The following is a 21,949-nucleotide window of genomic DNA, read 5'->3' as shown; positions in this document are numbered from 1 at the left end:
CAGGTCCATTGCTTGTTGGCTGGTCCAGCAGCGTAGGGCGATAGAGTCAGAATGTCATCGCCTGAGGACAATTTTTCTTAGGTCAATTCGTCTAGGTTCGCCCTCGCCTGACCAAGCCTCGCTCGCTACCAACAGACAACCGCGCACTTGGCGCCTGCGCCCCTGCCCGCCATGATGGCGGCTTTATTGGGCCGCGGGAGACTCTCGGGATGAACCAGACACCAGGCGCACCGGCGCCGCTGACGGAGCTGGGCGGCCGGTCGATCCTCTTCGTGATGGCGGCGGCTCCCGAATACGGCCCGCATTTGAGGCAGCGTTTCACGCCCTTCATGACCGGCGTGGGGCCGGTCGAGGCGGCGGTGGAGCTCACCGCGGCGCTGGCGGGGCTGGAGGCGTGCGGGCGGCTGCCGGACCTGGTGGTGTCGCTGGGCTCGGCGGGCAGCCGGGCGCTCGAGCAGACCGAGGTCTATCAGGCCACCTCGGTGGCCTACCGCGACATGGACGCCTCGCCGCTGGGCTTCCAGAAGGGCGTGACGCCCTTCCTCGACCTGCCGGACATCCTGCCCCTGCCGCTGCGCATTCCCGGGATTCGCGAGGCGACGCTCTCGACCGGCGCCGATATCGTCTCGGGCGCGGCCTATGACGGCATCAAAGCCGACATGGTCGACATGGAGAGCTACGCCGGCCTGCGCGCCTGCACCCGCTTCGCGGTGCCGCTGGTCGTGCTGCGCGGCATCTCCGATGACAAGGCGGCGCTGAACCATATCGACGACTGGACGGAGTACCTGCACGTCATCGACGAGAAGCTGGCCGGCGCCGTGGACCGCCTCGAGGCGGCGATCCGGGAGGGGCTGCTGACGCGCTGAGCGCCGGGCCCGGGGTGCCGTGTCAGTGCCGCTCGGGCGCCGAGCTTCTAGGCTGGGGAAGAGGATTCGCGCCGCCTAAGGAGTGTAGAAATGCCTGCCACCCGCACGACCTCCCCCGCCCTGGAGCGGGTCCACCTGGTGTGGGACCTGCTCATCATCGTGCTGGTGATCGCCAACCTGGCCCTGCTGCTGTTCGACAGCCTCTACCTGCTGCCGCCGCTCAACGCCGCCTTCGAGGCCGTGGCCCCCGGCCTGCACGCCGCCTACGAGCGGCACATCCATGCCAACTTCCTCGCCATCGACCTGGCGTTCGTGTCGATCTTCCTGCTCGACGTGCTGCTGGGCTGGGCGGTGGCCATCGCCGAGCGCCACTACCACCGCTGGTTCTTCTACCCCTTCGTGCACTGGTACGACGTGCTCGGCTGCATCCCGCTGGGCGGCTTCCGGCTGCTGCGCATCCTGCGCGTCATCTCGCTGCTGCACCGCCTGCAGCGCATGGGGCTGATCGACATGCGCCGCTGGTACCTCTACTCCGTGGTCGCCAAGTACTACGACATCCTGCTGGAGGAGCTCACCGATCGCATCGCCATCCGCATGCTCGACAACGTCCAGCGGGAGATCCGCCAGAGCGACGGGCTCTCCGCCCCGCTGATGGAGCGGGTGGTGCGGCCCCGCAAGCAGGCGCTGATCCGCGAGATCAGCCAGCGGCTGGAGGCCATGGCGGGCGACGCCTACGACCACAACCGCGCCGACACCCTGCGCTACGTGCGCGGGCTGGTCGGCCGCACCCTGGCCGAGAGCCCGGAGCTCAAGCGGCTCGGGCGCCTGCCGCTGGGTGTCCAGCTGACCCGGGGGCTCGAGGCCTCGCTCTCGGACCTGGCCTGCCGCCTGGTCGACGAGGCCCTGGCGGGCCTCAAGTCGAGGGAGTACTCCGCCCTGGTGGAGCACCTGGCCGAGAGCGGCTTCGATGCCTGGCTGCGCACCGACCCCGAGACCGAACGGATCACCGAGCAGGTGCTGGTGGACATGCTGGAGCTGCTCAAGGAGCAGATCGCGGTGAAGGGCTGGCAGCACCGCTACCAGTAGGCAGTAGGCCAATAGACGCCCTCAGCTGCGCCGGGCGGCGGGCGGCTCGCCGAGGTCATGGGCGCCGCCGTGGGCGGTGTCGCTGTCGCACAGCCGGTGGTCGCTGAGCACCTCGATGATGCGGCAGCTCTCGACCTTGCCGCCGGCACACTGGCCGATCATCCGCTTCAGCTCGTCGCGCAGCGCGGCGAGCCGCTGCAGCCGAGACTCCACCTCCTCCAGGTGGTGCTTGGCGAGGGCGTCGACCTCGTCGCAGCACATGTCGGGGCGGTCCGACATCGCCAGCAGCTCGCGCACCGCCTCCACCGAGAAGCCGAAGTCCCGGGCGTGGCGGATGAAGGTCAGCCGCCGCACGGCCTCCTCGCCGTAGCGGCGCTGGCCGCCCTCGGTGCGCGAGGTCTCGAGCAGCAGCCCGATCTGTTCGTAGTAGCGCACGGTTTCCGGCTGGCAACCGGCTCGCCGGGCCAGCGCGCCGATGCCGATGGTGGGGGACATCTCCGTCATGGGGGCTCCTCGCTGCAGGGGGTGAGCGTTTTTACTCGGATCTGTGACGTCAGATCTGCCACGTCAGACCGCCACTTGAACCTATAGTTGCTACAGGGTTTAGGCTTGAGACGTTACCCCACGCAGAGGAGCCCCACCATGGCCACATCGGCACCCACGTCCACCGCCGCGACCCTGACGCTGCGCGTCGAGGGCATGGACTGCGGCGGCTGCGAGCGCAAGGTCGAGTCGGCGCTGGGTCGCCTGGAGGGCATCGCGGAGGTCTCGGCCAGCTCGGTCACCGGCTCGGTCAAGCTGCACTTTTCTCCACATCCGCCTCCACACACCCCTGAGCAGTCCGCGCCCTCCCACGCCGCCATCGAGCGCACGATTCATGAGCTCGGTTACCGCCTGATCAGCGAGGAGGAGGCGGCCGCGCCGGACGCCCCGGCGCCTTGGTGGCGCACCGCCAAGGGGCGGCTGGTGCTGGTCACCGGCGGCCTGCTCGTTCTGGCCTTCGCGCTGCGCCTGGCCTGGCCGGCGCTCGGCCAGTGGCCCTTCGTCGCCGCCACCGCGGTGGGGCTGGTGCCCATCCTGCAGGGCGCCTGGGGCGCGCTGAAGCAGCGTAACCCCTTCACCATCGAGATGCTGATGAGCGTCGCCGCCCTGGGGGCGCTCGCCATCGATGCCGCCGCCGAGGCCGCGGTGGTGGTCTTCCTGTTCGCCGTGGGCGAGCTCTTGGAGGGCGTGGCCGCCTCCCGGGCGCGGCGCAGTATCTCGGCGCTGGCGGACCTCACGCCCTCGACGGCGCGGCTGCTGGTGGGCGACGACACCCGCGAGGTGCCGGCCGCCACCCTCGCGCCCGGCCAGCGGGTGCTGATCCGCCCCGGCGACCGGGTGCCCTGCGACGGGCGCATACTCGCCGGGACCTCGGAGCTCGACGAGTCGCCGATCAACGGCGAGTCGGTGCCCCGCGCGCGGGCGCTCGGCGACGACGTCTTCGCCGGCACCGTGAACCTGGAGGCCGCCCTGGAGGTGGAGGTGACGCGGCGCGCCGAGGACAACACCATCGCCCGGGTGATCCGACTGGTCGAGGAGGCCCAGGCGGCCAAGGCGCCGGTGGCCCGCTTCATCGATCGCTTCGCACGCTACTACATGCCGGCGGTGATCGGGCTCGCCCTGCTGATGGCCATGGTGCCGCCGCTGGTCGCGGGCATGGCATGGTCGGAGTCGATCTACCGGGCACTCGCGCTGCTGCTGATCGCCTGCCCCTGCGCGCTGGTGATATCGACCCCGGCGGCGATCGCCGCCGGGCTCTCGGCCGGCGCCCGGCGCGGCCTGCTGATCAAGGGCGGCGCGGTGCTGGAGCAGCTCGGCAAGCTCAAGCTGGTGGCGCTGGACAAGACCGGCACGCTGACCGCGGGCGCGCCCCGGGTCACCGACGTGGAGGCGCTGGACCCCGGGCACGACGAGGCCGAGATCCTGCGCCTCGCCGCCGCCCTGGAGCGCGACGCCAGCCACCCTATCGCCGTGGCGATCCTGGCCCACGCCGAGCGCCGGGGGCTTTCGGTGCCGCGGGCGAGCGAGAGCCGTGCCCTGGCCGGGCGCGGGATCGCCGGTCACGTCGAGGGCCGAGCGCTGTCGCTGATCACCCCGCGCCACCTGGCCGAGCAGGTCGCACTGGGAGACGAGCTCAACGCGCGGATCGCCGAGCTGGAGCAGGCCGGCAAGAGCCTCGCGGTGCTGGTCGAGGGCGAGCGGGCGCTGGGGCTGATCGCCGTGCGCGACGAGCCGCGCGAAGATGCCCGACACGGCCTGGCGGCGCTTGAGCGCCTCGGCGTGCGGGCGGTGATGCTCAGCGGCGACAACGCCCGCACCGCCACCGCCATCGGCGAGCAGCTGGGCATCGAGGCCCACGGCGAGCTGATGCCCGGGGACAAGGCCCATCGCGTGCGGGAGTGGCAGGCCGCCGGCGAGGGGCCGATCGGCAAGGTGGGCGACGGCATCAACGACGCCCCGGCGCTGGCGACCGCCGAGGTGGGCATCGCCATGGGCGGCGGCACCGACGTGGCGCTGGAGACGGCGGATGCGGCGCTGCTCAAGGATCGCGTGAGCGGCATCGCCGAGCTGATCGACCTGTCGCGGGCCACGCTGCGCAACATCAAGACCAACGTCGCCCTGGCGCTGGGCCTGAAGGCGGTCTTCCTGGTCACCACGGCGCTCGGCATCACCGGGATGTGGATCGCGGTGATGGCGGATACCGGCGCCACGGTGCTGGTGACGCTCAACGCCATGCGCCTGCTGGGCTACCGCTTCTCGCCGGGGCCCGCCCCGGCGGAGGCGCGCCCCGCCGCGGCCGCGTCGTGACGCACGCGCCCGGCCCACGCCGGGCGCGTTTGGCATACGGGAAGGTGTCTGTCAGCATGATCCACACACTCATCCTGTGATCGGATGACGGCGCCGCCCCCCTCACGATAGCGCCCGCGGCGCCCTCCTCCTCTGGCATCGCCTATGCCATCGCCACAGACCCAGGGAGGCCCGCATGACCCACCGCTCCCCGACGATTCCGCCGCTCGATCCCACCCACATGGCCACCATCGAAGCCTTCGGTGGCACCATCACCCCGCTGGAGCCGCTGGGCGCCGAGGTGCGGGGCATCGATCTCTCCGCCGCGGAGGCGCCGCCGCCCGAGGTGCTCGACGCCCTGGAGCGCGAGATGGCGAGCCGCGGCTTTCTCGTCTTCAAGAACGACACGCCGCTGGCCGCCGACGACTTCCTGCGCGCCAGCTGCTGGTGGGGCGGCCGGGAGCTGCACAGCACCCACGGCGTGCACCCGGCCACTCCCGGGGGCAACCCGCATATCTTTCGCCTCTCGAACGATCAGCGTCACGGCATCCAGGACGTGGGGCCGCAGTGGCACAACGACGGCAGCTTCAATGCGGACACCTTCTCGCACTCGGGCTACCACATCATCCGCCCGGCCGAGAAAGGCGGCGGCACCTACTTCGCCCATCAGGGCGCGGCCTATGACGCCCTCCCCGAGGATCGCCAGGAGTTCTGGAGCCGGCTCTCCTCGGTGAACTCGGCCTCGGGCACCGTTCACCCCGTCGTGCACGAGCACCCCATCACCGGGCGCCGCTGCGTCTGGCTGCACCTCGGCATGACCGGCGCGGTAATCGAGAAGCTGCCCGATGAGGACGCCTTCCGGCTGTTGAACGAAGACGAGCTGAAGCGGCTCTGTCACGAGTACAACGATATCTTGAATGCGGGGCTCGAGAACGGCTATGCCATCGCCTTCGAGTATCAGGAGAACGACTGCGTGTTCATCGACAACCTCGCCGTGGCTCACCGGGCCGCCCCCGAGGCCCACCTGCCCGCCGAGGAGCAGGGCCTGCGCATCATGCACCGCAGCACCGTGCGCGGCGTGCAGGACCTCGCCCCCGGCTTCGGCCTGCCACAATACGTCGATATCCAGGGGCCCAACCCGCTCGGCGAAGGCGTCTGGAAGGGCGGCGGCATCGGTTTTCGGTGGGCCGATGGCGTGCCGATGCAGAACTGAGGCACGCGCAACGGCCAATACCAGCAGCTGTTAACCGACGGCTGACGCACTGATCGCGCAAAAAGAATCTAGCCCGGAGTGCTCACGGCCACTCCGGGCCCCCAGCGGTCATTCACTGACGCCCCGGTAGAACACGACCCTTCCCTCGATCTCCTGGATGCTTGCCAGCGGATTCTCATAGCTCCACGCCACGTCCACATGTTCACCGAAGGAGAAGTAGCCGGCATCGCCCTTGAACGGGCAGTGGGTCGTGGTCTCGGAGGGCGTGAGCAAGTCCATGCGCACGTCGTCGCGGGGCAAGTACTGGCGCGGCGGGTAGCCGGTCTCGCGGAGTTCGATGGCGCGGGTGGTGTCGGCGAGCACCGTGCCGTCGATGACGACCCGCACCCGACGCTCGTGCGGATGCAGGGTGATGCGGGGCTCAAAAGTATCGTCCATGCGCGCTCCCTGTGGTGGTGTCTCGTCTCCCGCAGCGTAACATCGTCGACCCAGGACGAGCGCACCACCGTGAAGAAAGCCGCCTCGGCCCTTGATACGCCGCGACCCCGCACGCAGGTCTTGGGGTAACACTCCGAGAGCGGGCTATCCTCAGGGTACCCCGCCCTCTCAATGGAAGGAGCATCCGATGAGTAATCGAGACGCCTACGAGCAGAAGCTGCGCGCCAAGCTGGACGAGCTGCAGGCCGAGGTGGAGAAGCTGAAGGCCCGCGCCCGGAGCGCCGATGCCGATGCGCGCATCGACCGGGAGGAAGAGATCGACCGGCTCGAGGCCCGCCGCGAGGAGATGCGCAAGAAGCTCGAGGAGCTGCGCCACTCCGGCGACGAGGCCTGGGACGACATCCGTGCCGGTGCGGAGCGCGCCTGGGAGTCGCTGAGCGACGCGATCGAGAAGGCGCGTTCGCGCTTCAAGTAGAGCCGCCCGCTAACGTGCACTGAACGCACGACGCCCGCCTGACCTCGCGGTCGGCGGGCGTCGCTTTTTGCTCACCGGATAGCCCTGGTGATGGCCTCAGGCGAAGGCGTTGAGGCACCAGGTGATGGCCGGGATGGCGACGATGTCGATCAGCACGGCGCCGCACAGCGGCACGATGATGAAGGCCTTGTGCGAGACCACGCGGTAGTGCTCGCACACGGCGCTCATGTTGGCCACGGCGTTCGGCGTGGCGCCCATGCCATGGCCGATGAAGCCCGCGGTGAGCACCGCCGCGTCGTAGTTGCGGCCGAGCAGGCGAAACAGTACGAACACGCCAAGGAAGACGATGGCCAGGGTCTGCACCAGCAAGATCAGCAGCAGCGAGCCGCCCATCTCCTGCAGCTGCCAGATCTTGAGGTTCATCATGGCCATGGTCAGGAAAACGCCGAGCGCCACGTCGCCGAGGCTCGACAGGGCGTTGTCGGGCATGCTGACCCAGTGGAAGCGGTCGTTGAAGTTGCGCAGCACGATCGCCACGAACATGGCGCCCACGTAGCTCGGCAGGATGATGCCGAGGTGCGTCGCCAGGCTCTCCTTGAACCACAGGCCGAGCACCATGATCGGCACGACGATCGCCAGCACGCGCAGCAGCATCGGGCCGTCGATGCTGGCCACGGTGGGGCGCTCCTCGGCGGTCAGCTTCTCCAGGTCATGCACGTCTTCGGCTTCGATCGGAATCTGGCGGCGATCGATGATCCAGCGGGCGATGGGCGCGCCGATCACGCCGCCGATGATCATGCCGAAGGTCGCCGAGGCGATGGCCGCGGTGGTGGCGCCTTGAGCGCCCAGCGCTTCCGCTTCCGGGCCGAAGGCCGCCGCGGCGCCGAAGCCGCCCTCGAGCGAGGTGGCGCCGGCCATCAGGCCGATCAGCGGGTCGAGGCCCAAGAGGCTCGCCATGCCGATGCCCACGCCGTTCTGCATCAACGCCAGCAGCCAGCAGGCCACCAGGTAGACGCCCAGCGCCTTGCCACCCTTCTTGAGCAGCGCCAGGCTCCCACCCAGGCCCACGGTGGTGAAGAAGGCGATCATCAGCGGGCTCTGCATCGCGGTGTCGAGCTCGAAGGTGACCAGGCCCAGGTCACGCAGCAGCCAGGCCAGCAGGGCGAAGCCGAAGCCACCGACCACCGGCGTGGGCACGCAGAAGTGCTCCAGCCACTTGAGGCGACGCTTGAGGCCGGCCCCGATCGCGAGCAATAGCAGGGCCAGTGCCGTGGTAGTCACGGCATCCAGGGAGAAGTGCATGGCGATGCTCCGTTCTTGCTGCCGCCAGGTGGCGGTCCGAGTGGTTGTTACCGCTATGAGGCGGTTTGGATCATGAGATGAGAATCAGCGGGCGAGCCGCTCCACCAGGCGCGCCGCGACGCGCGCCGTGCGCGATTCGGTGTCCAGGCTCGGGTTGAGCTCGGCCACGTCGACCATCGGCAGCGCGGTGCGCGCCGCCAGGTAGTCGATGACGTCCTCGACGAAGGCGAGCTCGATGCCCCGGGCCGCGGGAGCGCTGACGCCGGGCGCGATCCAGCCGGGCAGGGTGTCGAGGCAGATCGTCAGGTAGACCATGTCGACCCGGGCCATCAGCCGGTCGAGCGCGCCCTTGACCTCGGGGCTGGCGATGGAGCGACAGGCGTCGTCCAGCACCCACTCCACGCCCAGCGCCTTGGCGCGCTCGAACAGCGCCTCGGTGTTGCCGGTCTGGCTGACGCCCAGGCAGGTGTAGCGAAACTCGACGCCCTCGCGCTCGCAGAGCTCGGCGCACTGGCGAAACGGCGTGCCGGAGCTGGCCCGCTCGGCGTTGCGCAGGTCGAGGTGCGCATCCAGGTTGAGGATGCCGATGCGCGGCGGGCGCGCCTGGCGGCGAGCGTGCTCGAAGAGCCCGGAGAAGCTGGCGAAGGCGATCTCGTGGCCGCCGCCCAGGCCGATCACTCGGTGGCCCTGGTCGAGCAGCCCGGTGACGCGCTCGGCGAAGGCCTGCTGGGCGTCTTCCAGGGCGTCTCCTTCGCAGACTACGTCGCCGGCGTCAAAGAGCGGCGCCTCCAGGTGATAGGCCAGGTTGGCGAGCTGGCGGCGCATCGCCAGGGGCCCTTCGCTGGCGCCCACGCGACCCTTGTTGCGCGCCACGCCGGCGTCGGAGCAGAAGCCGACCAGCGCGCGCCCCGGCTGCTCGGCCTCGGCCACCGGCCGCACGACCTGGTGCCAGCGCCGCGAATTGCCGGCCTCTTCGCTGTCGATGCGACCCTGCCAGGGCGCGATCCGCGCGTCGTTTGCTTGGTCCTGAATCACTCGAGGAGTTCTCCCAATCGCTGTGCACTTTGGCGTGTCTGTTCGGCGAGCCACGCGGTTCGCTGCCGGGTGCGGGCCTCCGGCGCCATGACGCTGATCACCGCCTTGAGCCGCCCGCGGCCGTTGAAGACCGGGGCACTCGCGCCCCAGACGCCCTGGTCGATCTCGCCGAGGCTGATCGCGACGCCCTCGGCGCGGATGCTCTCGAGCCCGGCCTGGGCCTCGTCGCGCTCGGCCTCGGTGCGCAGCGTGAGCGCCATCTCGCGCTCTTCCTCGCTCATGAAGGCGAGCAGCGCCCGGGCGCTGGCGCCCTTCAGCAGCGGCTGCACCTGGCCGCGGTGATAGCAGCAGCGCAGCGGCTGGGGGCTGTCGATCATCTCCACGCAGAGGGCGTGATCGCGCACCGCCATCAGCAGCGCCGAGCTCTCCTGGGTGATGTCGGTCAGCTCCGTGAGCACCGGCCGCGCCCACTGCAGCAGGTCGTTGCGCTGTTCGAAGCCCTGCTGCAGGCGCACCGCCTGGGGGCCCGGCGCATAGGTGCCCCCCTCGCGCTCGCTGACCATGCCCCAGGCCAGCAGCTGGCGAAGGTGCCGATAGGCGGTCGAGACCGGCTGACTGGTCAGCTCGGCCAGCGACTTCACCGTCATCGGCCTGCCCTGATTGGCCAGGCAGCACAGCAGCGCCAGCATTCGATCGGAAGGACCCATGGCTCTCACCTCATAATTTGATAAACGATACGCAAGAAAAACCGCGATCCAAAAAACGGTTATCAATTAATGATAATCCTGAGCACTATACTTTGGTTGTAGTCGCGCCGCGAGTCGATGCAAAAATGCCGCTCGAGGCGTGCATCGAACGACGGTTTCGGAGGGTAGATCAGAGGGTTACGCGCGACGGCGGAGCGAGCGCCGGGGGCGGAGCGGCGCTGCCCCGGATGGGAAAGGAAGGGGGAAAGGTAGTGCAGACAGCATTCATCCTCGCTGCCCTGCCGAGGATTCTCATGCCTGGACCCTCGCCTGGGGCCCGTTCCAGACTTGGCGAAGACCTCGTCAGGGTTGCACTCACACCGGCTTGTTAGCCTCATCGAGCAACCATTCACGAAACTGTGCGGCGATCGATCGCTCTTGGCCTGTGACCGTACTCACCACGTAGTACGCCTGTTCACAGTTCAGTGGCCTATCACACACCACCTTCAGCTTGCCGGCATTCAGCTCCGCCTGGTGGAGGTCCCGACTGCCAAGCAGAATGCCCTGACCGGCGACGGCGGCCTCCTGGGCCAGCAGTCCGTTACCAAAACGCAGTTCCCGGAAGGCGCCGACCTCATATGCCTGCTGCTTGAACCACGCTTTCCAATCACACGGCTCGTCGAAGCGGGTTAGGGTGCTGTCACACAGCAAAGGCTGTTGGCGAAGGGTGTCGATGTCGGTCACGGTGGTGGCCAATTCGGGGGCGCACATGGGCACCAGCTCCAGCCCCATCAGCCGTTGCGGCGTGATCTCCGCGTAGTTTCCATAGCCGAGGCGAACGGAGACGTCGATCCCGGAGCGCTTGAGCTCGCTCACCCCGAAGACGCTATCACGGGCTCGGTCCACCGTGTGCAGGCTGGCCTGCAAGCGCACCTCGGCCTCCGGGCAAATGGCGTAGAAACGGTGCAACCTCGGTACGATCCACTTGGTCGCGAACAGGGGCTCGGAGCACACGGTGACGATCAGGCGCTCTTCGCCGTAGGAGCGAATCTTGTCTACCGCGCTGCTCAGGGCCTGAAATCCCTCATGCAGCTCCGGCAGGGCCGCACGCGCGGCCGGGGTCAGGCTGACGCGCCGGTGGTGGCGGACGAAAAGCGGAACCCCGAGATACTCCTCGAGTGCCTTGATCTGATGGCTGATCGCCGCCGGAGTGACGTTGAGTTCCTTGGCCGCCGCAGCGAAGCTCTTGGTTCGCGCGGCGACCTCGAAATAGGACAGTGAGATCAGGGACGGGAGTCGTAGCATGAACAGTGCTCGCAAGTTGGCGGTGGGCCACTGGCACTTCCGAGTGACGCGCGTAACGGTCACTATAAACACTGCCGTTATAAACACCAGACCGCGACCAAACGGCTGGCCCACCCCCTCATCACCTACCCCATCAGGCGCAAAGCCTGGTTATGACTGCTTCAGCAGCGAAAATCTCCAGACTCTCCTCCACGGGGGAGTTGTTGGCCGGCCGAAGATGCCCTGCCTCTGAGCCTGAAAGCGACCGGCCTCCCCGCAGAGGCTGATCGACACGCCCCGCACGGCGCGCTGCGAGCCGGATACGGGGACACACTCCCCTCCGCGGAGAAGCGCGGAACCAAAAGGTCCGCATCCGGTGAAAAGTTGGTCCGTTTTGTCTGCTGCAACCGATGCTTTAGGCTGCTTTGCGATGCCATGCGCGGCTATATTGAGCGGGCCGAGTCGGTGAGTTAAAGCACCCTGTTCAACTTCCTATCCGAAGGTACACAAAAATGACAACCAATGCCCCCATCAACATTGAAAAAGATGATGAGTTTGGATTCGGGACACAGATCCGAAAGTCTCCCTACTTTGACGCTACGGTCCGGTGGGGCGCCAAAGGGTTTTCGGTATACAACCACATGTATATCCCACGTGACTTCGGAGATCCTGTACAGAACTTCTGGAATCTCGTGAATGATGCGATCCTTTGCGATGTTGCCGCCGAACGGCAGGTCGAAATCACGGGGCCGGATGCCGCAAAGTTCATGCAGAGCCTGACTCCGCGTGATTTGTCGGAAATGGCGGTCGGACAGTGCAAGTATATCCTGATCACTAATCAAGACGGTGGCATTCTCAACGACCCCATCCTGTTGCGGCTGGCAGAAGATCATTTCTGGATCTCGCTGGCTGACACCGACATCCTGCTGTGGGCACAGGGGGTTGCGGTTCATGCCGGGATGGATGTCAGCATTGGCGAACCCGATGTTTCCCCGCTGCAACTGCAGGGCCCGAAGTCGGGCGAAGTGATGAAGGCGCTCTTCGGCGAGAGCGTCATGGATCTTCGCTACTACTGGCTGCGCGAGCTCGAACTCGACGGCATTCCGCTGATCGTCTCGCGCACCGGCTGGTCGAGCGAGCTTGGCTATGAGCTTTATCTGCGTGATGGCACCCGCGGGGATGAGCTCTGGGAAAAGATCATGGCGGCAGGTGAGCCCTTCGGGCTGAAGCCTGGTCACACCTCTACGATTCGCCGCATCGAAGGTGGGATGCTCTCCTATCACGCTGACGCGGATATCAGCACCAATCCTTATGAAATTGGCATGGACCGTCTGGTTAACCCGGATATGGATGCTGACTTTATCGGTAAAGCCGCATTAAAGCGAATTCGTGAAAATGGCGTGAGCCGCAAGGAAGTTGGCCTGCGTATTGACATGGCACCCCTCAAGAAACCCAACACCAGGTTCTGGGCGCTTACAAAAGACGGCAAGCCCGTCGGAAAAGTGACGTCTGCGGTCTATTCACCGCGTCTTGAGCAGAACATTGCCTTGGCCATGGTTGATACTGAACATTCAGAGATTGGCACGACGCTAGACATTCCTGCCGAATCCGGAACCGTGCAGGCAACTGTCGTCGAAAAGCCTTTCTTCGACCCCAAAAAGCAGAAAGCCACATCTTCTTGAAGAAAGAACAACTCTTCTTGCCTTGGAGTTTTCGAGCACTGCCATAACACACCGTGGCAATCCAAGAACAACGAGTTCATTAAAAAACACCTGCATCCGTGAGAAGTCAATAAGGCTCCTTCGTTAACAAAGCTTCGCCTGAATAAAAACCATCACCCGAGGCAAAGAAGAAGCTCATGCCATTGACTTTAAAAGTTAAAAACCTCACGGATTCAGGGGTCGATAACTACCTCCACCGTCGTGATGCCGTAGTAAAGGAGAGGTATATGTATCCCGTTCGTCATTGGGTTGTGCGACACGCGAGGTTCTTTGAGCGAATCTACCGAACATTCGAGCCGGTGATCGTCAAATTGCAGCCGCTTTGGAAGTCGATAGGCTACCAGCGCGCAGAAAAGCCGGTAAGTGTGGTGGAGAAGTTCAGCAAGGAGCTGCTGTTCGATTGCAAGATGTGTGGTCAGTGCATCCTCAGCTCCACCGGGATGTCTTGTCCCATGAACTGCCCCAAGTCGTTGCGCAACGGTCCTTGTGGTGGTGTACAGCAGAACGGGAATTGCGAAGTTAATCCCGAGATGCGATGTGTCTGGGTCGAAGCCTGGGAAGGGAGTCAGAAAATGAAGGGCGGCGCACAGATCCATGTAGTGCAACTGCCAGTGGACCACAGTCTCAAGGGAAGCTCATCCTGGCTGCGTGTGGCGCGTAATGCTTCAGATACACAACAAGAACATGAGTGAGCTGAAATAGTGATGTAGACCTAGACCGCAATGGAGAAAAAACCGCTAGGCGGTCTGCTCTGCAAGACGGAAAAAACGAAAGACTTGTAACTAACATCTGGCGAGTCAACTAACAAACATCAATACACAAAGGCTTTCTAGTGAAAAAATTCGTGGACTACTCAAACCAATACGTACTCACCGTCAACTGCAAGACTGCACCGGGCATCGTTGCCGGCATCGCATCCTATCTGACAGAGCGCGGCGGCTATATCGCGGAACTCTCCCAGTTCGACGACAAGATCACCGACCAGTTCTTTTTGCGGACATTGTTCAACATCACCACTGACTCCAGCCATACTTTTCAAGACATCTACGACGGCTTCGATGTCCTGGCCGAAAAGCATGGCATAACGTGGAGCATGTACGACGCGAGTCTCCCGACAAAAGTATTGATCATGGTATCCAAGTTTGACCACTGCCTGGTTGATCTTCTTTACCGTTATAACAAGGGTGAATTGAATATAGAGATCACCGCGATCGTATCCAACCACATGGATCTTCAATCGATCGCTGAGCGTGAAGGCTTTCGTTTCATTTACCTACCGGTAACAGCAGAAACCAAAGCGGAAAAGGAGGCTGAGCTACTCGACATCATCAACGAGACAGGCACTGACCTGGTGGTACTGGCACGTTATATGCAAATACTGTCTGACAATCTCTGTCAGCATCTGCACGGCCGGGCCATCAACATCCATCACTCCTTCCTGCCAGGCTTTAAAGGTGCCAAACCTTATCATCAGGCATATGAGCGTGGTGTAAAGCTGATCGGCGCCACTGCGCACTATGTGACCGGCGATCTGGATGAAGGCCCGATCATCGAACAGTCCGTCTTGCCGGTGAGTCACGCCTACTACCCCGATGAACTCGTTTCCCTTGGCCGAGACACCGAAATGAGGGCGCTCGCCGGCGCCGTAAAACTGCACGCAGAAAACCGTGTATTAATCTCGGGCAACAAGACCATTATTTTCAAATAGAAACAGAGGTCATCATGGCTCAATTAATAGACGGAAAGCAGATTTCGGCTCAGGTGTTGCAAGAGGTTGCCTCTGAAGTCGAGTCGATCAGGGCCGAGCATGACATCGTGCCGACCCTGGCGGTCGTGCTGGTGGGAGAGGATCCCGCCAGCCAGGTGTATGTGAGAAACAAGGTGAAGCGGGCAACGGAGGCCGGGGTAGGTTCTATTGAGCACCGCCTCGATGCCGATACCACTCAGGATGCCCTGAATGAGCTGATCGACTCTCTAAACAATGATCCCGGTGTGCACGGCATCCTGGTGCAGCTGCCACTGCCACCGCAACTCGACGAGGATGAGGTGATAGCGTCCATCCATCCGGATAAAGATGTCGATGGCTTTCATCCACTGAATGTCGGGGCACTCGCTTCCGGGCGCCCCTCGCTCGTCCCGTGCACGCCACAGGGTTGCATGATCATGCTGCGTCAGGTCCATCCGGATCTCAGTGGTAAAAACGCGGTGGTGGTAGGACGCTCCAATATTGTGGGCAAGCCGATGGCTGCACTGCTGTTACAGGCGAACTGCACGGTCACTATTGCGCACTCACGAACGAAGAACATCGAAGCAGTGTGCCGCAATGCCGATATCGTTGTCGCCGCCGTTGGCCGGGCGAAGTTCATCGACGCCGACTGGATCACGCCGGGTGCCACGGTCATTGATGTCGGTATCAACGCCATTGATGTCGACGGCAAGAGAAAGCTCGTGGGTGATGTGGATTTTGAATCGGTCGCTCAGGTCGCCGGTGCCATTACGCCGGTGCCCGGTGGCGTGGGCCCGATGACGATAGCCTGCCTGCTGTTGAATACGACACGTGCCGCCAGGCATCAGTTGTCCTGACCGTTAGATCTGCCGCCGCTGGCACCAGGAAGGTGGCGACCCGCACCGAGGCCTCGATATTTCTGATCAAACCACCGGTGCTAACTAACGCACGCACGCTCAACGACCGACAAACTGAAAGGGAAATATAAAGTGAATAATAATCCCAACGACGACAGTGCCCATCAACCGGAACCCGGCGGCTCCCGGGGCATCCCGGCACCAGAAGGGCCGTCGAACCTCATCGATACCAATTACGTGATAGGCCAGGACAACTTCGCGACTACCAAGTTCGGCATCAGCGTCGACATACATGGCAAGGTCTTCACCATCTCCTCGCTGACGGTCCTGGCATTCGTGATCATCACGCTGGCGCTGCAGGACTACGTGGAGCCGATCTTCAATGCCGGTTTCACCTTACTGACCGTGAACCTGTCCTGGTTCTTTTTGCTGGCGGCTAACATCTTCTTGCTGCTCGCGTTCGTGCTGATCTTCACGCCCATGGGCCGGGTCAGGTTAGGCGGAGCCCATGCCAAGCCGGAATTCAGTTATATCGGCTGGTTTTCCATGCTGTTTGCCGCGGGCATGGGCATCGGCCTGATGTTCTACGGGATCTCCGAGCCGCTGACCCACTTCGGCAGCGCCATGGGCGGCATCACCGTGGAAAACGGGGTGCGCACCGACTGGGCACCACTGGGCGCCGCTGCGGGTGACCCGGCCGCCGCCGCCTCGCTGAGCCTGTCCGCCTCTATCTTCCATTGGGGCCTGCATGCCTGGGGGGTCTATGCCGTGGTGGCCCTGGCCCTGGCGCTGTTCGCCTTCAACAAGGGCCTGCCGCTGACCATGCGCTCGGTGTTCTATCCGGTCCTTGGAAAGCGCATCTGGGGCTGGCCAGGCCACGCTATCGACATTCTGGCCGTATTCGCCACCCTCTTCGGCCTGGCCACGTCGCTTGGCCTCGGCGCCACTCAGGCCGCCGCGGGCCTGGAATTCCTGTTCGGCATTCCCAACACCAATGTCACCATGGTGGTGCTGATCATCGGCATCTCCCTGGTCGCGTTGGTATCGGTCGTCGCCGGCGTCGAGAAGGGCGTGCAGCGACTCTCCCAGCTCAATATGGTGTTGGCCTTCCTGCTGCTGGCCTTCGTGATCGCCGTGGGCCCGACCCTGCTGATCGCCACCGGCTTCTTCGAGAACCTGGGCAGCTACCTGGTCAACCTGCCGGCGCTCTCCAACCCCTTCGGCCGTGAGGACGCCAACTTCAGCCAGGGCTGGACCACCTTCTACTGGGCCTGGTGGGTCTCCTGGGCACCGTTTGTCAGCATGTTCATCGCCCGGGTCAGCCGAGGCCGCACTGTCCGTGAATTCCTGATCGCCGTGCTGCTGGTGCCGTCGATTATCACGGTGCTGTGGATGAGCGCCTTAGGTGGCACAGCCATCGACCAGGTGATCACCGACAACTACCAGGGCGCCATGGCCGCGGCTCTTGAACTGCAGATGTTCGAGGTGTTCAGCCAGTTGCCTCTGTCCCAGATCACCTCCTTCATCGGCATCGTGCTGGTGATCGTGTTCTTCGTCACGTCCTCCGACTCCGGCTCGCTGGTGATCGACTCCATCACGGCCGGCGGCAAGATCGATGCGCCCAAGCCACAGCGTATCTTCTGGGCCCTCATCGAAGGTGCCATCGCCATCGCCCTGCTGCTGGGTGGCGGCCTGAACGCGCTGGCGACGGCGGTGATCGTTACCGCCCTGCCCTTCACCTTCGTCTTGCTGGTGGCGTGCTATGGCATGGTCAAGGGCCTGTGCGAGGAACATCGCGCCGTGAGGCTCGCGGAAACGTACTGACTGCGTCTTTCTTCCCTGCTTCGACGTCCCCACCTGGGGACGTCGTCGTTTCCGCTCTTCGCTCTGTCTATGTGGGAAGCATCTAGGTGGGAAGCGTCAACGATCCTGCGCCACCTGCAGCGAAAACGCTGGCAGGTCGCCAGCGTTTCCATGACCAGCCCGCGATGCCCTACCTCTAGCTCAGCAGGGCCTCGGAGGATTCGGGATTGAGCTCTTTCGGGTCGTCGCGTCCCGGGTACCATGGCACGCGGCCCTCGAGCACGCCGGTGGCCTTGATGATCTCCGCCACGGTGTGTTCCTGGCGATAGGCCATGATGTGGGCACCGCTGACGCCCGGAATCTCACGGATCTCATTGAGCAGATCCATGCACAGCTGCTTGCCCTCCTCTTTCTGATTCTCCGCCCCCTCGAGTCGCGCGATCACCGCGTCCGGAATATGTACCCCGGGCACGTTGGCGCGGATCCAGCGGGCGCTGCGCGCCGAGGCCAGCGGCCCGATCCCGGGCAGGATGAAGACACGGTCTGGACCTTCCAGCAGGCCCAGGTCGTTCACCTTGAGCATGAATTCGCGCAACCGCTCGATATCGAAACAGTACTGGGTCTGGATGAACTGTGCGCCTGCGGCCACCTTCTTGGCCAGGCGATGCGGTCGCCAGTCCAGCGGCGGCACGAAAGGATTCTCGGCGGCACCGAGGAAAATCCGCGGGGGCACCGCGATGTGTCGCCCACTATCGAAGCGCTGTTCGTCGCGCATCGCCCTGGCGATCTCGAGCAGCGACATGGAGTCGAGGTCGAACACCGGCTTGGCCTGGGGATGGTCACCGGCCTGCACACCGTCACCGGTCAGACACAGCAGGTTGCAGGCGCCCATGGCCGCCCCACCGAGGATCTCACCCTGGATGGCGATGCGGTTTCGGTCACGGCACGAGATCTGCAGGATGGTGGCATAGCCGACCCGGGTCAGCAGCGAGCAGACGCCGACGCTGGACATGTGGCAGTTGGCGCCAGAGCCATCCGTCGCATTGATGGCATCGACGTAGCCATCGAAGATGGCCGCACGCTTGAGCACCTCTGCCGGGTCGGCAGAGTCCGGCGGGTCAATCTCGCTGGTAACGGCGAACTTGCCCGCCCGCAGCACACGCTCCAGTCGCCCGGGGGACACATGGCCGGGCAGGATCGGCAGAGAGTAGCCCGGTACGGGCTCGTCATCGAACTTCATTTTGTTGTCTCGCTCTTGGCGGTTGAAGAGGACGTACCATCCTGCTGGCGAACCACGCGAAGCCAGGAAGAGGTTCCCTCGAGGCGATAGTCGACCGGCAGTTGAACCGCATGGATGCGATCGCCATGCTTCATCCGACGGCTTCCTTCCCAGGCATCGACCCAGACGCACATCATTTCCGGCTTCACCTCGCAGTGCCCATTGGCACGCACCCCGCCACAGGGGCCGTTGCGCAGTGACTTGGGACAGTTCATTGGACAGGACATGCCGGTATCAGAAAGAACGCACTGACCGCACATCTGGCAATCGAAGAGCGCTCCCTTGACGGCCTTTTCCACCGACCTCACCGGCGCCTCGATACGCTCGTAACCCAGTCGCCTCCACACCGGGGCGAGCTTGACCAGCACCGGCTCGAAGCGTCGATAGATCATCTCGAAGGCTCTGGAATGGCGAACCACCCAGCGACGCATCCTATACATGCCGTTGTCCTTCTTCGTTGAGAGGCGGTGTCCTCACTCTGCCTGAGCCGTCGTGGCGGACCCCAGGCGACAGGCCGCGTACTTGAACTCGGGAATCTTGCCGTCGGGGTCCAGCGCCGGGTTGGTCAGCAGGTTGGCCGCGGCCTCCACGTAGCAGAACGGCACGAATACCATGCCCTCCCTCATCAGCGGATCGACCCGCGCCTTGAGCGTGATCGCCCCACGCCGGGTGGTGATGGTCAGCGCTTCCCCGGGATGCAGTCCCAGTCGCAGCAGCTCACTCGGCGACACGCTGGCCACCGCTTCGGGCTCCAGGGCGTCGAGTACCTGGCTGCGTCGGGTCATGGATCCGGTATGCCAGTGCTCGAGCTGACGCCCGGTGATCAGCACCGTGGGGAAGGCCTCATCCACGGGCTCATCCGGCGGCAGCGGTCGGGTGGGGGCGAACTTCGCCTTGCCACCCGTTCGCGGGAAACTCTCGGAGAAGACCACGTCGGCCCCGGGGGCATCCTCTGCCGGGCAGGGGTAGGTCACCGAGTTCTCGCGCTCGAGTCGCTCCCAGGTGATGTTGTCCAGCGACGCCATGCCCCGCTTCATCTCGGCGAACACCTCGCGGGGGTGGGCATAGTCCCAGGGCAGCCCGATACGCCGGGCGATCTCCTGCAGGATCCACCAGTCGGGCCGTGCCTCACCGGGCAGCGCCACGGCGGCGCGGCCGAGCTGCACCTGGCGATTGGTATTGGTCACCGTGCCGTCCTTCTCCACCCAGCTCGAGGCCGGCAGGATGACGTCGGCGAACTGGGCCGTCTCGGTGACGAACAGATCCTGCACCACCAGGTGCTCGAGCCTGGCCAGCGCTCCGCGTGCATGGTGCAGGTCGGGATCGGACATCGCCGGGTTCTCGCCCTGGATATACATGCCCTTGATCTGGCCTGCGTGAATCGCATCCATGATCTCCACCACGGTGAGCCCGGGTCTTTCCTCGAGCTTCGTGTTCCACAGCTCCTCGAAGGCGGATCGGATCTGGGCGTCGCCGACCGGCTGGTAGTCCGGCAGCACCATGGGGATCAGCCCGGCATCCGAGGCGCCCTGGACGTTGTTCTGGCCACGCAGCGGGTGCAGGCCAGTGCCGGGGCGGCCGGTCTGGCCGCAGGCCAGCGCCAGCGAGATCAGGCAGCGGGCGTTGTCGGTGCCGTGCACGTGCTGGGAGATGCCCATGCCCCAGAAGATCATCGCCTTATCGGCGGTGGCGTACTCTCGGGCGATCTCGCGAATGGTGTCGGGGTCGATGCCACAGAGCCCGCTCATCGCTTCAGGGGTCATGTCGCTCACATGGGCCTTGAGTGCCTCGAAGCCCTCGGTGTGCTCGGCGATGTAGGCCTCGTCGTACAGGCCTTCGCCGACGATCACGTTGAGCATGGCGTTGTAGAGCGAGACGTCGCCGCCCGGGGTGAAGCGCACGCTGCGGTGGGCGTAGGCATCCAACGCCTGACCGCGGGGATCGAGGATGATCAGCCTGGTGCCGTTTCTGGACGCCTGCTTGAAGTAGGTGGCCGCCACCGGATGATTGATGGTCGGGTTGCAACCGGTGAGGATCACCACGTCGGCCTCGAGGGCCTGCATGAAGGAAGCCGTCACGGCGCCCGAGCCGATGCACTCCATCAACGCGGCCACTGAGCTGGCATGACATAGCCGGGTGCAGTGGTCGACATGGTTGGAGCCGAAGCCGGTGCGCACCAGCTTCTGGAACAGCCAGGCCTCCTCGTTGGAGCATTTGGCGCTGCCGAAACCGGCCAGGGCGTCGGGGCCATGCGCCGCCTTCAGGTCCACCAGCCCCCCGGCGGCCAGATCCAGCGCCTCCTCCCAGCTCGCTTCAACGAAGTGGCTCAGCGGTCGCGCCGGGTCGAAGTCGGGGTCGAGCCCCTTGGGCACGCCGGGACGGCGGACCAGCGGGGTGGTCAGGCGTGAGGGGTGGCGAGGATAGTCGAAGCCGAAGCGGCCCTTGACGCATAGCCGGCCCTGATTGGAAGGACCATCACGTCCCTCGACGAAGAGGATCCGCTCGTCCTCGGCGTGCTGACCCTTGATGTGATAGGTGAGCTGGCACCCCACGCCGCAATAGGGGCAGACGGAGTCGACGGTACGATCGGCGATCTTCGAGTCGCCGCGCCCCGTGGCGTCGATCAGGGTCGCCGGCATCAGCGCCCCGGTCGGGCAGGCCTGGACGCACTCGCCGCAGGCCACGCAGGTGCTCTCGCCCATGGGGTCGTCGAAGTCGAAGACGACCTTCGAGGCCGCGCCGCGGTGGGCCAGGCCGATGACGTCATTGCCCTGCACCTCGCGACAGGCACGCACGCAGAGGTTGCACTCGATGCAGGCATCGAGATTGACGTTCATGGCCGTGTGGGTGGTGTCGTGGCCTCCGGCATGAGGAAGGGAGGCCGCACGCTCGGCGACATGGTGAACGGTGGGCCCCTCTTGCTCGGCCCGCGCCGGCAGCCGCTCACGCACCGCGGTGGCGTCGATGGCCAGCAGATCGGCCATCGCCCAGAAGTGGCTCGAGCGGTCAGGGCCAGCGTCGCGCTCGGGCTGATCGGCGATCAGCAGCGCCATCACCCCTTCCCGGGATACGCGGGCCCGCTCGGAGGTGGCGCTCTTGACCACCATGCCGGGCGCCGCCTCGCGCAGGCAGCTCGCCGCCAGCACACGCTCGCCCTCCACTTCCACCATGCAGGCGCGACAGTTGCCGTCGGCCCGGTAGCCGGGGGCCTCCTTGAAGCACAGATGCGGAATGGTCTCGCCGGCGCGCTTGGCCACCTGCCAGAGAGTCTCGCCGGGATGGGCGTCGACCTCGGTGCCATCCAGGGTCAGGGTGAAACTTTCCTTCACACTCGGTTCTGTCATGTTCA

At 64.9% G+C, this 21,949-nt stretch carries 19 protein-coding genes; 10 read left to right on the top strand and 9 right to left on the bottom strand.

The window, feature by feature from the left end:
- The first annotated feature begins 209 nt into the window (after positions 1-209).
- Together RSO68_RS08435 and RSO68_RS08430 are read left to right on the top strand one after the other, a co-directional pair.
- Positions 210-866, top strand: a complete 657-nt coding sequence (locus tag RSO68_RS08435) for a 5'-methylthioadenosine/S-adenosylhomocysteine nucleosidase (RefSeq protein WP_315586265.1) — start codon at positions 210-212, stop codon at positions 864-866.
- Positions 867-956: 90 nt separating this feature from the next.
- A complete protein-coding gene (locus RSO68_RS08430; RefSeq protein ID WP_315586264.1) occupies positions 957-1,952 on the top strand; it encodes an ion transporter in 996 nt (331 codons plus the stop codon).
- Between the two features lie 21 nt (positions 1,953-1,973).
- Here the strand turns inward: RSO68_RS08430 and RSO68_RS08425 are convergent, their stop codons facing one another.
- A complete protein-coding gene (locus RSO68_RS08425) occupies positions 1,974-2,456 on the bottom strand; it encodes a MerR family transcriptional regulator (RefSeq protein ID WP_315586263.1) in 483 nt (160 codons plus the stop codon).
- Positions 2,457-2,594: 138 nt separating this feature from the next.
- Here RSO68_RS08425 and RSO68_RS08420 point away from each other — a divergent pair, with 138 nt between their 5' ends.
- A complete protein-coding gene (locus RSO68_RS08420) occupies positions 2,595-4,802 on the top strand; it encodes a heavy metal translocating P-type ATPase (RefSeq protein WP_315586262.1) in 2,208 nt (735 codons plus the stop codon).
- A 175-nt stretch (positions 4,803-4,977) separates the two neighbouring features.
- A complete protein-coding gene (locus RSO68_RS08415; RefSeq protein ID WP_315586261.1) occupies positions 4,978-5,994 on the top strand; it encodes a TauD/TfdA dioxygenase family protein in 1,017 nt (338 codons plus the stop codon).
- Between the two features lie 108 nt (positions 5,995-6,102).
- Here the strand turns inward: RSO68_RS08415 and RSO68_RS08410 are convergent, their stop codons facing one another.
- Complete coding sequence (locus tag RSO68_RS08410; protein ID WP_315586259.1) at positions 6,103-6,432, bottom strand: DUF427 domain-containing protein; 330 nt, start codon at positions 6,430-6,432, stop codon at positions 6,103-6,105.
- Positions 6,433-6,619: 187 nt separating this feature from the next.
- Between RSO68_RS08410 and RSO68_RS08405 the strand changes: the two genes are divergently transcribed.
- Complete coding sequence (locus tag RSO68_RS08405; protein WP_089851317.1) at positions 6,620-6,907, top strand: coiled coil domain-containing protein; 288 nt, start codon at positions 6,620-6,622, stop codon at positions 6,905-6,907.
- A 96-nt stretch (positions 6,908-7,003) separates the two neighbouring features.
- Here RSO68_RS08405 and gltS read toward each other — a convergent pair whose 3' ends face one another.
- From gltS to RSO68_RS08385, 4 genes are all read right to left on the bottom strand, one after another.
- On the bottom strand, positions 7,004-8,209 hold the full coding sequence (gene gltS / locus RSO68_RS08400; RefSeq protein ID WP_315586258.1) for a sodium/glutamate symporter: 1,206 nt from the start codon (positions 8,207-8,209) through the stop codon (positions 7,004-7,006).
- A gap of 84 nt (positions 8,210-8,293) precedes the next feature.
- Positions 8,294-9,244, bottom strand: a complete 951-nt coding sequence (hutG, locus tag RSO68_RS08395; protein ID WP_315586257.1) for a formimidoylglutamase — start codon at positions 9,242-9,244, stop codon at positions 8,294-8,296.
- The gene (locus RSO68_RS08390) at positions 9,241-9,951 is read right to left on the bottom strand and encodes an IclR family transcriptional regulator (protein WP_089851321.1); all 711 of its coding nucleotides are present in this window, start codon (positions 9,949-9,951) and stop codon (positions 9,241-9,243) included. The genes hutG and RSO68_RS08390 overlap by 4 nt, the downstream gene beginning before the upstream one ends.
- Positions 9,952-10,305: 354 nt before the next feature.
- On the bottom strand, positions 10,306-11,235 hold the full coding sequence (locus RSO68_RS08385) for a LysR family transcriptional regulator (RefSeq protein ID WP_089851324.1): 930 nt from the start codon (positions 11,233-11,235) through the stop codon (positions 10,306-10,308).
- Between the two features lie 491 nt (positions 11,236-11,726).
- On the opposite strand from RSO68_RS08385, the gene RSO68_RS08380 reads away from it, so the two are divergent.
- The 5 genes from RSO68_RS08380 to RSO68_RS08360 all read left to right on the top strand — a co-directional run bounded on the left by RSO68_RS08380 (position 11,727) and on the right by RSO68_RS08360 (position 17,342).
- Positions 11,727-12,896 (top strand): glycine cleavage T C-terminal barrel domain-containing protein, encoded by a 1,170-nt coding sequence (locus RSO68_RS08380; RefSeq protein WP_315586256.1) that lies wholly within the window; start codon positions 11,727-11,729, stop codon positions 12,894-12,896.
- Between the two features lie 176 nt (positions 12,897-13,072).
- Positions 13,073-13,627 (top strand): methylenetetrahydrofolate reductase C-terminal domain-containing protein, encoded by a 555-nt coding sequence (locus tag RSO68_RS08375; RefSeq protein ID WP_315586255.1) that lies wholly within the window; start codon positions 13,073-13,075, stop codon positions 13,625-13,627.
- Positions 13,628-13,779: 152 nt separating this feature from the next.
- Positions 13,780-14,643 carry a formyltetrahydrofolate deformylase gene (gene purU, locus RSO68_RS08370; RefSeq protein ID WP_315586254.1) on the top strand — a complete coding sequence of 288 codons (864 nt, stop codon included), beginning with the start codon at positions 13,780-13,782 and terminating at the stop codon, positions 14,641-14,643.
- A gap of 14 nt (positions 14,644-14,657) precedes the next feature.
- A complete protein-coding gene (gene folD / locus RSO68_RS08365) occupies positions 14,658-15,518 on the top strand; it encodes a bifunctional methylenetetrahydrofolate dehydrogenase/methenyltetrahydrofolate cyclohydrolase FolD (RefSeq protein WP_315586253.1) in 861 nt (286 codons plus the stop codon).
- A 132-nt stretch (positions 15,519-15,650) separates the two neighbouring features.
- The gene (locus RSO68_RS08360) at positions 15,651-17,342 is read left to right on the top strand and encodes a BCCT family transporter (protein ID WP_315586252.1); all 1,692 of its coding nucleotides are present in this window, start codon (positions 15,651-15,653) and stop codon (positions 17,340-17,342) included.
- A 175-nt stretch (positions 17,343-17,517) separates the two neighbouring features.
- Here the strand turns inward: RSO68_RS08360 and RSO68_RS08355 are convergent, their stop codons facing one another.
- From RSO68_RS08355 to fdhF, 3 genes are all read right to left on the bottom strand, one after another.
- Positions 17,518-18,561, bottom strand: a complete 1,044-nt coding sequence (locus tag RSO68_RS08355; protein ID WP_089851334.1) for a methylenetetrahydrofolate reductase — start codon at positions 18,559-18,561, stop codon at positions 17,518-17,520.
- A complete protein-coding gene (locus RSO68_RS08350; protein WP_245781563.1) occupies positions 18,558-18,992 on the bottom strand; it encodes a methylenetetrahydrofolate reductase C-terminal domain-containing protein in 435 nt (144 codons plus the stop codon). Before RSO68_RS08350 ends, RSO68_RS08355 begins: the two co-directional genes overlap by 4 nt.
- Positions 18,993-19,073: 81 nt before the next feature.
- Positions 19,074-21,944, bottom strand: a complete 2,871-nt coding sequence (gene fdhF, locus RSO68_RS08345) for a formate dehydrogenase subunit alpha (protein ID WP_315586251.1) — start codon at positions 21,942-21,944, stop codon at positions 19,074-19,076.
- Between the last annotated feature and the right edge of the window lie 5 nt (positions 21,945-21,949).

This window comes from Halomonas saccharevitans, assembly GCF_032333995.1.
Classification (GTDB): Bacteria; Pseudomonadota; Gammaproteobacteria; order Pseudomonadales; family Halomonadaceae; genus Halomonas; species Halomonas saccharevitans.
The sequence above is the reverse complement of the archived record's forward strand: the minus strand, read 5'-3'. Positions and strand labels throughout refer to the sequence as shown.